The organism is Mesorhizobium sp. NFR06, from assembly GCF_900115245.1.
GTDB lineage: Bacteria > Pseudomonadota > Alphaproteobacteria > Rhizobiales > Rhizobiaceae > Mesorhizobium.
This window is the reverse complement of record NZ_FOVT01000002.1, coordinates 256,612-269,979: the sequence shown is the minus strand read 5'-3', so window position 1 is coordinate 269,979 and position 13,368 is coordinate 256,612. Positions and strand designations below refer to the sequence as shown.

Genomic DNA, 13,368 nt, shown 5'->3' with positions numbered 1-13,368 from the left:
GCAACGGACCCGGAATGGCTTTTAAAAAACAAATGGCCGCCCGGACATTCCGTTGCGGCCACCCTCTTTTTCACGCGCACAAGCACGAACAGGCCGCTGTCAGCGAGCCCACCACCAAACGGTCTTGTTCGAACGCATGTTCATGGCCGACTCCCATAGCGGCGAATGGGCGGCCGCGCAACTGGATTTCATGGAGACGGGTGAAGGCCTGATGGCCTCAGTCTTCCAGCGTGCCGGAGCGCGCGTCGCCGCTTCTGCCGTCGCCGGCGAGCTTCAAAAGATCCTCGCCGGCGCGGATGATGCGGCGCGAGCGGCGGGTCAGGATGAAGCCCGACTGCGGCGCGAAGACCTCGGTGCGGCCGCCGACCTCGCCGGGCGCATGCACGATCGTCGCAAGCCTGTCACCCTTCTTGACGCGGTCGCCCGGCTTGACGTCGTAAAGGATTGCGCCGGCCCTGGGCGCCGGCATCATGTCGATGTTCTCCAGCGGCACGACGGGGCCGGCAAACTGGCCGAGTTTCGGAACCAACGGATCCTGGATGACGCCGCGCGTCACCAGCAGGCGATAGAGGCCCTCGGCATCGGAAGCAGCCGTGGCGCCATCGACATCGAGCATGCCGCGATATTCGACCGTTGTGACGACGCGCCGGTCGAAGCGCGCGATGCTGGCCGGCACGTTCTGGTAGGGCATGATCGAGGCGCCCTCGAAGGTGCCGGTATTGTCTTGGCTCCACAGCAAAACGGCTTCGGCGCCCATGGCGGCCGCGCAGTCGGCCATCGCCGGCCATAGGCTGGTGTGGATGTAGAGATACGCGAGGCCTTCGTCGTCGCAGTGGAGATCAAGGACGATGTCGTTGCCGAGCGAGAGCTGGACCAGCCGGTTCTTCAGCCGGCGATCGGCGCCGCCAAGGCCGACATCCGGCAAAAGCCCGACTTCGGGCGCCGCAAGCAGCGGAAAGGAGCGGTTGAAGTTTGTCCGGGTGCCGAGATTGAAGCGGCCCTGATGCTCGCCAAAGTGATATTGCGCACGGCCGATCGGATTTGCCCATGGCACGATGGTGATCGGACCCTTGATGCGGCCTTCTGTCTCGGCCTTGGCAAGCATCGGCATCAGCGCGTCGATCGCGACCACGCCCGGCAGTTCGCCGGCATGCAGCGCCGCCTGCAGATAGGCTGAAGGGGCCGCCCTGTCCCTGCCTTCGTAGCGGAAGACCGGAAATTCGTAAGCGACGCCTTCGCTGTCGCCGGCGATGCGTTCGATCGTCTTTTGCATTAGGCGGCCTCCGGTAGGGGGAAGGCCACACATGCATGTTTGCGGTTGGGGTGTCGAGTGGTCCAGCCTGGCGGGTTGTCGGCGCAGGAGGGCTGCGGCGAAGGCGCCGAGCCCTATTCGGCCGGCTGTGGTTGCAGGACGGCGCGGCGGTCCAGCGCCTGCGAGATTACGGCCACCGCGACGGCCATCAGCGCGAGCGACGCACCCACCAGCGGCAGGTTGGCGTAGGACACGCCCCAGGAGATGGCGAGGCCGCCGATCCAGGCGCCGCCGGCATTGCCGACATTGAAAGCGCCCTGGTTGAGGGTGGCGGCAAGGTTGGGCCCTTCGGAAGCCGCTTCGACGACGCGGATCTGCAAGGGCGGCACGACGATGAAGATCAGCATGCCCCAGAGGAAGACAACGGCGACGGCGATCGTGGCAACCGGGCCAAGCTTGGCGAAGACGACGAACAGCAGGGCCATGGCGAGCAGCGTGCCGATCACCGTCGGCATCAGTTTCCAGTCGGCCAGCCGGCCACCGATGATGTTACCAATGGTCATGCCGGCGCCGAACAAGAGCAGTACCCAGTTGACGGTCGCGGTCGACAGGCCGGAGACGTCTGTGAGATAGGGCTTGATGTAGGTGAAGACGGCAAACAGGCTGGCGGAGGCGAGCGAGGCGATCAGCATTGCCAGCCACACCTGCAGCTTGCCGAGCACGCGCAATTCGCCGAGCAGGCCGCCGCCGCTGGGCTCCGCGACGTCCGACGGCACCAGCCAGGCGATGGCCGCGACCGAGATCAGGCCGATGCCGACGACGGCAAGGAAGGTGGCGCGCCAGCCGAAAGCTTCGCCGAGCGCCGTGCCGGCGGGAACGCCAAGGATGTTGGAAAGCGTCAGGCCGGCAAACATCAGCGCGATGGCGCTGGCCCGCTTGTTGCGCGGCACGAGGCTCGCGGCAACCACCGAACCGATACCGAAGAAGGCGCCGTGGCCGAAAGCGGTGAAGACACGCGCCGCCATCAGCAGCCAATAGTTGGGCGCGAAGGCGCAGAAGAGATTGCCGATGACGAAGAGCGTGGCGAGGCCGACAAGCACCGGTTTGCGCGGCAGGCGGGCAGTCGCCATGGCGACGATCGGCGCGCCGAAGACGACGCCCAGCGCATAGCCGGTGACCAGCAGGCCGGCCGAAGGGATCGAGACGCCGAGGTCGGCCGCGACTTCCGGCAACAGGCCCATGATGACGAATTCGGTCGTGCCGATGCAGAAGGATGCAATGGCAAGCGCTAGGATCGGCAGCGGCATGGGATGTCCGGACTGAATCGGTTCAAAAATCGAGACTGGCTTTGGACGTGCCCAGCGCACAAGCGCCATTGTTGCAACGCAGCAATGCAGAAAGACGAGGGCGACCTTACGGAGGAAACCTAAGCCAGCGGCTTCAGCTCCTGGGCTATGGTCGGCAGCAGCTCCGAGACGGTGGGATGGATGTGCATGGAGCGTGCCAGCGTCGAGACCGGCGCCTTGGCATACATGAGGTCGAGCACACAGTGGATCGCCTCGTCGCCGCCCGGCCCGAGCACCGAGCAGCCGAGAATTTCGCCGGTGTCGGCATCGGCGAGGATCTTCATGAAGCCTTGCGTCTCACCCTTTTCGACTGCGCGGCCGACACGGGTCATCGGCCGCTGGCCGACAAGGGCTCGGCGGCCAGATTTGCGCACCGCGGACTCCGTCATGCCGCAGCGGCCGAGCGGCGGATCGATGTAGAGCGCATAGGCTTCGATGCGGTCGCTGACCTTGCGTGGATCGTTGTCGAGCAGGTTGGCGGCAACGATCTCGTAGTCGTTGTAGGAGGTGTGGGTGAAAGCGCCCTTGCCGTTGCAGTCGCCCATCGCCCAGATGCCGGGCACCGTGGTGCGCAATTGGTCGTCGACGACGATGAAGCCGCGCTGATCAATCGCGACACCTGCCTTGTCGAGGCCGAGATCGTCGGTGTTTGGCGTGCGCCCCAGCGCCAGCAGCACATGCGAGCCGACCGCCGGCGGCTTGCCCGCGGAAAAGGTCACCGCGATGTCGTTGCCTTTCTTGGCAAAGCTGATGTCATCGGCGCCGACATGGACGGCGATGCCTTCGTTTTCGAGGATGGAGACGATGGCGGCTGAGGTGTCCTCGTCCTCGCGCCCGGTCAGCCGCGGCGCCTTCTCGATGACCGTCACCTGCGAGCCGAAGCGGCGGAACATCTGCGCGAATTCGAGCGAGACATAGCTGCCGCCGACGACGATCAGGTGGCTTGGCAGCACATCGAGGTCCATCATCGAGGAATTGGTGAGATAGGGAATCTCTTCGACGCCAGGCAGGTTCGGCACCGAGGCACGGCCACCGGTGTTGAGGAAGATCTTTGGCGCGGTGAGCAACTCGTCACCGACGCGCACGGTGCTGGCGGATTCGAAGCGCGCGTGGCCGCGATAAAGGGTGCAGCCCTTCATGCCTCCGATCCATTTTTCGAGATTGCCGCGGGCGTCATTGGTGACCTTGTCCTTGCGCGCCTTGATCCGCGCGTAGTCGACCCCGACCGGACCGGAGAGCGCGACGCCGTAATCGGCGGCGCGGCGGGCGAGATGGGCGGCATAGGCGCTGGCCACCATCGTCTTGGTCGGCATGCAGCCGGTGTTGACACAGGTGCCGCCGATGAACCTGCGCTCGATCAGCGCCACCTTCATGCCGGCCGCCTCGAGCCGGCCGACAAGCGGCGGCCCGGCCTGGCCGGCGCCGATGACGATGGCGTCGAAGCTCTTCGCAGTCATGCGACCGCCGCCACGATGAGCAAGCCGGCGATGATGGCGACCGCATCCTCGATGAAGGCGGCGGGCGGATCCTTGCCGAAGGCGGCGGCCAGCCGGCTGCGCGCTTCGGCGCCGCCCAACGTGCCGATCACCGCGCCGATTGCGCCGGCGATCAGGCCGCCGATGGTGGCGCCGGCAGCGGCGCCGATCACAGCGCCTGAAAAAGCGCCAGTGATGATGCGCGCGCTGAATTGCTGCGGCACTTTCCGGCTCGGCGTCGACGGCAAATGGTCGGCGATCAGCTCGACGATGGCCAGGATGGTGAAGATGCCGACGGCGATCCAGTGGCCCATGAAGTTCGCCCAGGTCCCGGCGACCGGCAGCCAGCCGAGATAAGAACCCCAGGACACCACGGCGGGCGCGGTCATGGCGCGCAGGCCGGCAACGACGCCGATCAGCAATGCAAGCAAGTAGAGCATGAAGCCCCCCTCAATCAGCCACCCTGCACGGTTCCAGGAAGGCAGGCTAGCATAGGCCAAGCGTTTGGCCACGGGCTTTTGCCTGACGATGGATTATGCTTTGGCATGAGACAAATCTGGAGGTGCCGCCATGACTGCAAGCGAACGAACGAAGATGGCGGCCGGCGAATGGTACACGTGCATCGACGATGAGCTGGAGGCGTTGCGCGTTGCCGCCCGCGATGCGGTGTTCGCGCACAACAGTCTGCCGCCCAGGCAGCGCGGCGCTATCGCTCCGGCCTTGGGCGCGCTGCTCGGCGGCGCGGGCGACGGGGTTCGCATCGAGGCGCCGTTTCATTGCGCCTATGGCTTCAATCTGTTTCTTGGCGACGGCGCCTTCCTCAACGCCGGCTGCACCATCCTCGACACCGCGCCCGTGCGCATCGGCAAGGCAGCACTGCTTGGCCCCAACGTGCAGATCTATTGCGCCGAGCATCATCGGGAAGCGGTTGGGCGGCGTGCCAGGCTGGAGATTGCGAAACCGGTGACCATCGGCGACAACGCCTGGATCGGCGGCAGCGCCGTCATCCTCGGCGGCGTCAGCATTGGCGAGGGCGCCATCGTCGGTGCGGGAGCGGTGGTGACGCGCGACGTGGCGGCCAACACAACAGTGGTCGGCAATCCAGCGCGGTTGATTACGCGCCGTTGAAGGCCGCCTGTGTGCCGCCCTTCGAGAATTCGCGCCGATACTGCATCGGCGACGTCCTGAGCCGCGCGGCGAAATGCTGGCGCAGCGACGTAGCGCTACCGAAGCCGGCCTCGAAGGCCACCATATCCATCGACTTGTCCGTCTGCTCCAGCAGCCTTTGCGCCAGCGCGACACGCTGATCGGCCAGCCAGTCGCCGAAACTGGTGCCGATCGACTTCTGGAAGCGGCGCGTGAAGGTGCGGCGGGTGAGACCGGCCCTATCGGCGACGCTGTCGAGACTGTGCGGTTCGCCGGGTGTTGCCCGCACCTGATCGAGAGCCTGCGTGAAGCGGTCGGCGTCTGGCGTCGGCGCAAGCGGGCGCTCGATGAACTGCGCCTGTCCGCCCTGCCGGTGCGGCGAAAGCACGACGTGGCGGGCAAGCCGGAGGGCGGCCTCGGCACCATAGCGGGCGCGCACGATGTGCAGGCAACAGTCGAGCCCGGCGGCGACGCCGGCAGAGGTGATGATATCGCCTTCGTCGACATAGAGCACGTCCGCATCAATCGCGAGGTCGGGGTGGAGCGCCTGCAGCTGGTCGGTATAGGCCCAATGAGTGGTCGCCTTTCGCCCGGCAAGCAACCCGGCGCCGGCGATGGCGAAGGTGCCGAGGCACAAGCCCACGATCAGCGCGCCGCGCCGATGCGCGCGCTGCAGCGCATCCTTAAACGGGGCGGCCACAGGGGCATCGAGGTCCTTCCAGCTTGGAATGATCACGATGTCGGCCTCGTCGAGCGCGGAAAGCCCATGCGGCACGAGGATGCTCAGTCCGGCATCGGTATGAATGGGCCCTTCCTCCATCGCGCAGACTCGGAAATCGAAGCGCGGCAGGCCAAGCTTGGTGCGGTCGGCGCCGAACACAAGGCAAGGCACCGAGAGGTGGAAGGGGCTGATGCCGTCGAAGGCGACGGCTGCGATGATCGGGTTCTTCATGGGGCAACATCCTCGGGTTTAATGACGATTGTCCCAATTCTTTCGAATGATGTCAATCGGGCCACTTTCCGCTCCTGCAACACGCGCCTAGTTTTGCCGCATCAACACGGTCGAAAGGAAACCGCCATGTCAGCACCAGTCACCCAGCCGCGCCGCGCGCTTGTCGTCGTCGATGTCCAGAACGACTATAATGGCGGCAATCTCGCCATCCAGCACCCGCCGTTCGGCGACAGCGTCGCCAATGTGGCGCGCGCCATGGACGCCGCCGCCGCGGCCGGCATCAAGATCGTGGTCGTCAAACAGATGGCGCCGGAGACCTCGCCGATCTTCGCCAAAGGCAGTCATGGCGGCGAGTTGCATCCAGAGATCGCCAGGCGTCGCCGCGACCATTATGTCGAGAAGACGCTGCCTTCGGCCTTCACCGGCACCGATCTCGAGGCCTGGCTGCGCGCCAATGCCATCGATACGATCGCGGTCGTCGGGTACATGACGCACAATTGCGATCTGTCGACCATCATCCACGCCGTCCATATGGGTTTTGCGGTCGAGTTCCTCTCGGACGCGAGTGGTTCGGTGCCTTACGCCAACAGCGCCGGTTATGCCTCCGCCGAGGATATCCATCGCGTCATCAGCATTGTCCTGCAATCGCGCTTCGCCGCGGTGCTGAAGACCGCCGACTGGATCGATTGCCTGAAGACCGGCGCCCTGCCTGAACGCGACACGATTTACGCATCGAACCAGCGGGCGCTGAAGCGAAACGCCGCCTGACGGAACGGACTTGAACCCAAAGAGGCGCTGCGTAGACGCGGCGCCTTTTTTGTTCGGCGACAATATCCTGGAAGAGCGTGACCGATTTCACGGAAGGCGTTCCGGTATTTTCGCAAAGTCAAAGCGCATGTGAGTAAGCGCGGTTGGCTTTGGGGGCTGGATTGAAGACGCGCGTTGCACGAACCGTGGTCGTCCTGGCCCTTGCTGTCGGCGCGGCGATGCTGCCGTGGCCCGTCTTCGCGCAAGTCCCGCCGCATGCGCCAGGAACGATCTGCTTTACCCAGTTCTTCTGGTGCTGGGCGCAGCCGCCGGGACCTGCGGGTTATCCCTGCGGGTGCCCGTCGCAATATGGCTTCGTGCCGGGTTATCTGGGCTAGCCGTCGGAGCGCTGAGATGACGGCATCCCACGATCCCCTTGTTTCCGGTCTGCTTGCGGATGCGAAGCTGGTCGCCGGCTATGGCCGCTACGGCGTGTTCAAGGACAGCGCGCTGTTTGCCGCCATCGGCGATGCGGAAAAGCTGACCGATGCGACGGCAAGCCAGCCTGAGGTCATGAAACTGCAGACCGTGCTCAACGACTGTTCCAGCACCGTGCCGTTTTCCACCCTGGCTGCCCTGCGCACCGGCTGGTCGCCGGGCGACATGTCGCGCCGGACCGCGCTCGCAACCTATTTTCTCATAGCCCTGTCGGTGACGATGATGATCATCATCGGCAAGCTGACATATGTCTACAACAGGGGCGTTTCGATCGGCAGCGAGCTGCAGGAGATCGACAACAACGATTTCAGCGCCCGGTTCAGGCAGTCGATCAGGCAGGTCTGGGCGACGAAGAGGCAACTGAGGTCGGCCACCGCCCAGCAGGCGTCAGCGACCGACCTTACGCTGCTCAAAGATGCCTATTACAATTCCGTCGACAGCCTGCATGCGCTCGATCAGCGTTTTTCCTCGCTGCTGGTGAGGGCGCAGGGGTTCATGACGCAGGAGGCGCCGTTTCCGCTCTGGGGCATGCAATGGGCCTATTGCAAGCTTTCGGCTTCCTCGGCAAAAGCGGGCGCGCCGCTTGATTTCTCGAACCCCCGGCAGATGGCCATAGACCAGTTCTGTGGCCAGCGGGTTGCGCTGGCGCAACAGCAAGGCGGAGCTGAGAACAGCCAACCGCTCAGGCAGTCGGATTTCGATTGCAGGAACAACGGCAGCGCTCAAGGCGGCGCGGAAGTCGTCAGCGCCACCGGCATGTCCGGCCAGGCGGAAGACGTGAACGCCGACTTCGATGAGGCGACACGCAACCTGCAGTGCGCCGGCATCATCACCATCACGCCGAATTCGATTTCGACGCTGACATTGCAGGCCAAGACGCTCAGCGAGGTTCTCAGCCCTTATGCATTGTGGATCCTGCCCGCGCTTTACGGCGCGCTTGGCGGCATCATGTTCCACATGCGTATGATCCTCAATCCGCTGCTGCCCAACCCGCCGCTGTCCCGGCTCATCCACCGCATCGCGCTCGGCGGGCTTGCCGGCATGATCCTCGCCTGGTTCATGGCGCCCGGCACCAAGCTCGGCGGCGAGGTCACCGGAATAGGCTTCAGCCTGTTCACCTTCGCCTTCCTGTTCGGCTTCAGCCTGGATATCTTCTTCGCCATACTCGACCAGTTCGTCTCAATGTCGGTCGCAGCCATCAAGAAGTTCGGTTCGGCCACGGTGGCGTAAGGGATCCGGCAAGCAAAAAGGGCGCCGCGATAGCGCGACGCCCTTGATCATTCCTAGTCTGCTGGATGCTTAGCGCGTTTCACCGTTTCATGGAAATGGCGACCCGCTCCATCTCTTTGTTTCCTGGAATTGCCCTAGAACAGGCCCTCGATCTGATCCTGTTCGTTGAGGAAGATCTTTTCCGAGGACGGGGCCTTGGGAAGACCAGGCATGGTCATGATCTCGCCGCAGATGATGACGACGAAGCCGGCGCCGGCCGCGAGCCTGACCTCGCGCACCGGCACGGTGTGGCCGGTCGGCGCGCCGCGCAGGTTCGGGTCGGTCGAGAAGGAGTACTGAGTCTTGGCCATGCAGACCGGCAGGTTGCCGTAGCCGGCCTGCTCCCAGGCATGCAGCTGGTCGCGGATCGACTTGTCGGCAATCGCCTCGTCACCGCGGTAGATGCGCTTGACGATGGTGTTGACCTTCTCGAACAGCGGCATGTCGTCGGGATAGAGCGGCGAGAACTGCGAGGCGCCGGATTCGGCGATCTCGACCACCTTCTTCGCCAGATCCTCGATGCCGGCTGAGCCCTGCGCCCAATGCTTGCACAGGATCGCCTCGGCGCCCTGCGCCTTGACGAAATCCTTCATCGCCTGGATCTCGGTTTCGGTGTCGGTGGTGAAGTGGTTGATCGCCACCACCACCGGCACGCCGAACTGGTGCACGTTCTCGATGTGGCGGCCGAGATTGAGGCAGCCCTTCTTGACCGCCTCGATGTTCTCCTTGCCGAGCTCTTCCTTCTTGACGCCGCCGTTCATCTTCATGGCGCGCACGGTGGCGACGATGACGGCGGCCGACGGCTTCAAGCCCGCCTTGCGGCACTTGATGTCGAAGAACTTTTCGGCACCGAGGTCGGCACCGAAGCCGGCTTCGGTGACGACGTAGTCGGCAAGCTTCAGCGCCGTCGTGGTGGCGACGACCGAGTTGCAGCCATGCGCGATGTTGGCGAATGGGCCGCCATGCACGAAGGCCGGGTTGTTCTCCAGCGTCTGCACGAGGTTGGGCTGCATGGCGTCCTTCAAGAGCACCGCCATCGCGCCGTCGGCCTTGAGGTCGCGGGCATAGACCGGCGACTTGTCGCGACGATAGGCGACGATGATGTCGCCCAGGCGCTTCTCGAGGTCCTTGAGGTCAGTGGCGAGGCAGAGGATCGCCATCACTTCCGAGGCGACGGTGATGTCGAAGCCGGCTTCGCGCGGAAAACCGTTGGCGACGCCGCCCAGCGAGGAGATGATCTCGCGCAGCGCCCGGTCGTTCATGTCCATGACGCGGCGCCAGACGACACGGCGGGTGTCGATGCCGAGCTCGTTGCCCCAGTAGATGTGGTTGTCGATCAGCGCCGAGAGCAGGTTGTGGGCGGTGGTGATGGCGTGGAAGTCGCCGGTGAAATGAAGGTTCATGTCCTCCATCGGCACCACCTGGGCGAGGCCGCCGCCGGCCGCACCGCCCTTCATGCCGAAATTCGGACCGAGCGAGGCTTCGCGGATGCAGACGATGGCCTTCTTGCCGATGCGGTTCAGGCCGTCGCCGAGGCCGACCGTGGTGGTCGTCTTGCCTTCGCCGGCAGGCGTCGGGTTGATCGCGGTGACCAGGATCAGCTTGCCGTCCTTCCTGTCTTTCACCGACTTGATGAACTCGGCCGAGACCTTCGCCTTGTCATGGCCATAGGGCAGGAGATGCTCGGTCGGGATGCCGATCTTGGCGCCGATCTCCTGGATCTGCTTTTTCTTGGCGCCGCGCGCGATCTCGATGTCGGACTTCACTTCGGCCATGACGGCTTTCCTCTGGATTGGGCGGTGGAAGGGACGGTTTTGATCTTTTGTGCATGTTCGAAACGCCACATGGGCGCAGGGGCATTTTCTAACCCTGTCGCTGCCACGGCGTCAACTTTCATGCAACTATGTTTCCTGCAAAGAAAGAAATGGCTGTTCCCGGTCCGACCCTCCTCGGGTCATTGGCGCCCGGTTGTTAGCGGCGTATAGAAGCCAGAGCACAAACCGTTCCGCCGTCTCAAAACAGCCGCTGAATACGCGAAAAGCGACAGAGGCGACGGCGCAATTCCGCCATCGGCCTGTTGTCTCAAGACGCCGCTACTGCGTCAGCACGTTGCTGATCTCGACCATGTTGGAGCGCACGCGCAGGATGTAGAAGCCCATCGTCGTCAGATGCGTCGGCAACAGCCAGCCATCCTCGCGGCCATTGGCGATGATGAAAGGCTGGATGCGCAGGGCCGAGACAAATTGCGAATCCATCGTGTCCCACAAGCTCTGCAGGTGCTTTTCCTTGATCACGTCATCGAAGTCGGCCTGGGCGCCCTTCATCAGGCCGTAATAGGCGTAGAGCTGGCCGTAGGCGAACCAGAAGCGATCGTCGGCGCGGGTATCGAACCAGCCATTGTTATGGTTTTCGGCGCGCTCCTTGAGGATCGCCGAGGTCGAGCCGATGTCCGAAGCGATGCGGTCGATATACTGCTTGAGATTGTCGGCACGGGCGTCGAAGGTCGCCTGGCAAGTGGCGAGACGGGCATTGAAGGAGCGCAGCTTGCGCACCGCGTCACGATAGTAGCTTGGCGTCGGCGTCTTGGGGCCAAACGGGTTCAGACCGAAATACCAGGTGTATTCGTCGAATTGCAGATTGCCGCGCGCGTCCTGCAGGTCGGCGTCGATCTGCGAGGTGGTGCGCACCCGGCCGAGATTGTCGGCAAGCTCGGTCGCGGTGCGCCGCACCGCCTGGTTGATGCCGCGCTGGAAGGAGGCCTTGTTGTCCATCCAGGGCGTGTGGTCCCAGTCGATGCCGAACAGACCGAGCTTGTAGAGGATCATCGAGGAGATCCAGGCGTTCTGGTTGACGTTGAAATCCGTCAGATCGGCCGCCACCTGGGCGATCGCCGAGTTGCCGCAGGTCTTGGCCGTATCGGTGCCGGTGCCGGCCGAAACCTGCTCGCCGGCCGACACATTGCGCTTCTCGAAGGTGTAGGTGTCGGGATAGTTCGGGTTGAAATTGTTCCACCACTGCGTGGCGTAGAAGAAGTTGGCGTAGAGGCCGATCAGCACCAGAACGGCAAGACCGACCACAGCCTTGAGGATCCAGCCGCGCTGGCCATACCAGCGGCCAACCCACATGAACGGCCACAGGATGGCGCCGATGATGAAGCCGATGCCGCGGCCGATCCATTGGAAGATCCGGGTGAAGAAGTTCACGATCGGGTCTAGCATGGCTGTCGTCACCCCTCAGTATGATGCCAAAATGTTGCAGATTTTTCGGATAACATCACGCGCCAAAACAATAAGTTAGAACGGAATGACGATTCATTTCGTTCTAGTCCGTCAAGCCGTAAAGGCGCGTGCGGAACGCAGCCTTGTCCTTCAAATATGTGGTTTTCAGAACGTCCACAACATGCGCGCGCCAGGCGTCGCTAAAGCCATCATAATCCTTGTAGAAGCCCGGCTTGTTGAAGACGTAGCGCGAAACGAAGTCCTGCGGCACGAAATCCGAGATCAGCTGATTGGCCAGCCAGGCGTCGGGATGATCGGGCTTGGCGCGGACCACCAGAAAGCGCTGGCGTGGCGGCACATCCTCGATCTTGAGATGGCCGAACTGGGCGATCTCGCGCTTGGCGGCGTTGAGGAAGGGAAAGTTTCCGTCCTGGGCGATCAGGTCGGCATGGCCGTGGATCCAGGTCTGCAGCCAGACCTTGTCGACATCGGTCAAATTGCGGTTGGGCTCGGCCTCTCGGATCAGCGCGCGCACGACCATTTCGGCGCGATGTTCGAGATAGCCGGAAGTCTCGATCCATGAAGCGCGCGGCAGGTCGAGGCGCCCGGTGGCGGCGAGGAAGCGGAACACCTTGTCGGCGTCGTTGATCGACAGATAGCTCACTTGCCAGGGGCGTGAGCGGCGGAAGCCGGGAGCCGCGGGATCGCTGATCACCGTCGTCATGTCGGGGTCGACAAACACGTAGAGCCCGCCGAAATGGCTGGTCCAGTAGGCGTTGTGGCGGAAGATCACCTGGTCGGGCACCAGCGCGTTCTCGCGGATGTCGCCGCAGACCTTGGCGAGGTCGACCATGCGCTCGAGCATTGCATTGTCGCGCCAGGCGTCGGGCTCCTGCTTCAGCCGGTCGACGAGCTTGCCCAGCTCGGCCGCCTTGCCCAGCACGTCCTCGGCCGACAGAACCTTGAATTCGACCTGGTTGATCGACAGCAGGTCCTCGATGTCGTTGACCTTGGGGACCGCATCCTCGATCTCGCCGTAGATCACGTCCTTGATGGTCAGCGCGTCGATGGCGCGCTGGTTCTTCGACATGAACTCGAACATCAGCTGCGAGGTGTTCGAAAAGGCGGTGTGCACGACAGGCAGGTCGATCTGCGACGGCGTCAGGATGATGAAGCGGCGGTTGACTTCATTGGGATCGAGATAGTCGTAGTCGCCGCACTCCTCGGCGATTTCGGGCGAGAAGCCGGTGCGGTCGATCTGGAAGCTCGCAAGCTTGGAGGGTTGAAGACCGAACGCGGCAAGCGCCTTGTTGTAACGCTGGACGAGATGCGGTTCGTCGACGGTGAGCAGCCTGCCGTAGATCAGCTCGTTGTCGCGCAGGAGATCGGGTTTTTTGGCGGCTTTCATCTTTCCTTCTCCCCGTTCACGGGGAGAAGGTGCCCGAAGGGCGGATGAGGGGCGGCG

At 63.6% G+C, this 13,368-nt stretch carries 12 protein-coding genes; 4 read left to right on the top strand and 8 right to left on the bottom strand.

The window, feature by feature from the left end:
• Nucleotides 1-217 precede the first annotated feature (217 nt).
• The 4 genes from F3H96_RS05465 to F3H96_RS05450 all read right to left on the bottom strand — a co-directional run bounded on the left by F3H96_RS05465 (nt 218) and on the right by F3H96_RS05450 (nt 4,513).
• Complete coding sequence (locus F3H96_RS05465; protein WP_149790914.1) at nt 218-1,273, bottom strand: succinylglutamate desuccinylase/aspartoacylase family protein; 1,056 nt, start codon at nt 1,271-1,273, stop codon at nt 218-220.
• 113 nt (nt 1,274-1,386) lie between these two features.
• Nucleotides 1,387-2,559: an MFS transporter gene (locus tag F3H96_RS05460; protein WP_149790913.1), complete on the bottom strand. Its 1,173-nt coding sequence runs from the start codon at nt 2,557-2,559 to the stop codon at nt 1,387-1,389.
• A gap of 119 nt (nt 2,560-2,678) precedes the next feature.
• On the bottom strand, nt 2,679-4,055 hold the full coding sequence (locus F3H96_RS05455; protein WP_149790912.1) for an FAD-containing oxidoreductase: 1,377 nt from the start codon (nt 4,053-4,055) through the stop codon (nt 2,679-2,681).
• The gene (locus F3H96_RS05450; RefSeq protein ID WP_149790911.1) at nt 4,052-4,513 is read right to left on the bottom strand and encodes a DUF4126 family protein; all 462 of its coding nucleotides are present in this window, start codon (nt 4,511-4,513) and stop codon (nt 4,052-4,054) included. The genes F3H96_RS05455 and F3H96_RS05450 overlap by 4 nt, the downstream gene beginning before the upstream one ends.
• A 130-nt stretch (nt 4,514-4,643) precedes the next feature.
• Between F3H96_RS05450 and F3H96_RS05445 the strand changes: the two genes are divergently transcribed.
• Nucleotides 4,644-5,201, top strand: a complete 558-nt coding sequence (locus tag F3H96_RS05445; RefSeq protein ID WP_149790910.1) for a sugar O-acetyltransferase — start codon at nt 4,644-4,646, stop codon at nt 5,199-5,201.
• Here F3H96_RS05445 and F3H96_RS05440 read toward each other — a convergent pair.
• Nucleotides 5,188-6,171: a helix-turn-helix domain-containing protein gene (locus F3H96_RS05440; RefSeq protein ID WP_149790909.1), complete on the bottom strand. Its 984-nt coding sequence runs from the start codon at nt 6,169-6,171 to the stop codon at nt 5,188-5,190. The genes F3H96_RS05445 and F3H96_RS05440 overlap by 14 nt on opposite strands.
• A 126-nt stretch (nt 6,172-6,297) precedes the next feature.
• Here F3H96_RS05440 and F3H96_RS05435 point away from each other — a divergent pair, with 126 nt between their 5' ends.
• The 3 genes from F3H96_RS05435 to F3H96_RS05425 all read left to right on the top strand — a co-directional run bounded on the left by F3H96_RS05435 (nt 6,298) and on the right by F3H96_RS05425 (nt 8,646).
• Entirely contained in the window at nt 6,298-6,939 is a 642-nt protein-coding gene (locus F3H96_RS05435) for a cysteine hydrolase family protein (protein ID WP_149790908.1), read from the top strand.
• A 161-nt stretch (nt 6,940-7,100) separates the two neighbouring features.
• Nucleotides 7,101-7,316, top strand: a complete 216-nt coding sequence (locus F3H96_RS05430; protein ID WP_149790907.1) for a hypothetical protein — start codon at nt 7,101-7,103, stop codon at nt 7,314-7,316.
• 16 nt (nt 7,317-7,332) lie between these two features.
• Complete coding sequence (locus F3H96_RS05425; protein ID WP_149790906.1) at nt 7,333-8,646, top strand: hypothetical protein; 1,314 nt, start codon at nt 7,333-7,335, stop codon at nt 8,644-8,646.
• Between the two features lie 134 nt (nt 8,647-8,780).
• Here F3H96_RS05425 and F3H96_RS05420 read toward each other — a convergent pair whose 3' ends face one another.
• From F3H96_RS05420 to F3H96_RS05410, 3 genes are all read right to left on the bottom strand, one after another.
• Nucleotides 8,781-10,460 (bottom strand): formate--tetrahydrofolate ligase, encoded by a 1,680-nt coding sequence (locus tag F3H96_RS05420; RefSeq protein WP_149790905.1) that lies wholly within the window; start codon nt 10,458-10,460, stop codon nt 8,781-8,783.
• A 318-nt stretch (nt 10,461-10,778) separates the two neighbouring features.
• Nucleotides 10,779-11,903: a DUF2333 family protein gene (locus F3H96_RS05415; RefSeq protein WP_149790904.1), complete on the bottom strand. Its 1,125-nt coding sequence runs from the start codon at nt 11,901-11,903 to the stop codon at nt 10,779-10,781.
• Between the two features lie 103 nt (nt 11,904-12,006).
• Nucleotides 12,007-13,311, bottom strand: coding sequence for a DUF6638 family protein (locus F3H96_RS05410; RefSeq protein ID WP_149790903.1), 1,305 nt, complete (start codon nt 13,309-13,311; stop codon nt 12,007-12,009).
• Nucleotides 13,312-13,368 lie beyond the last annotated feature (57 nt).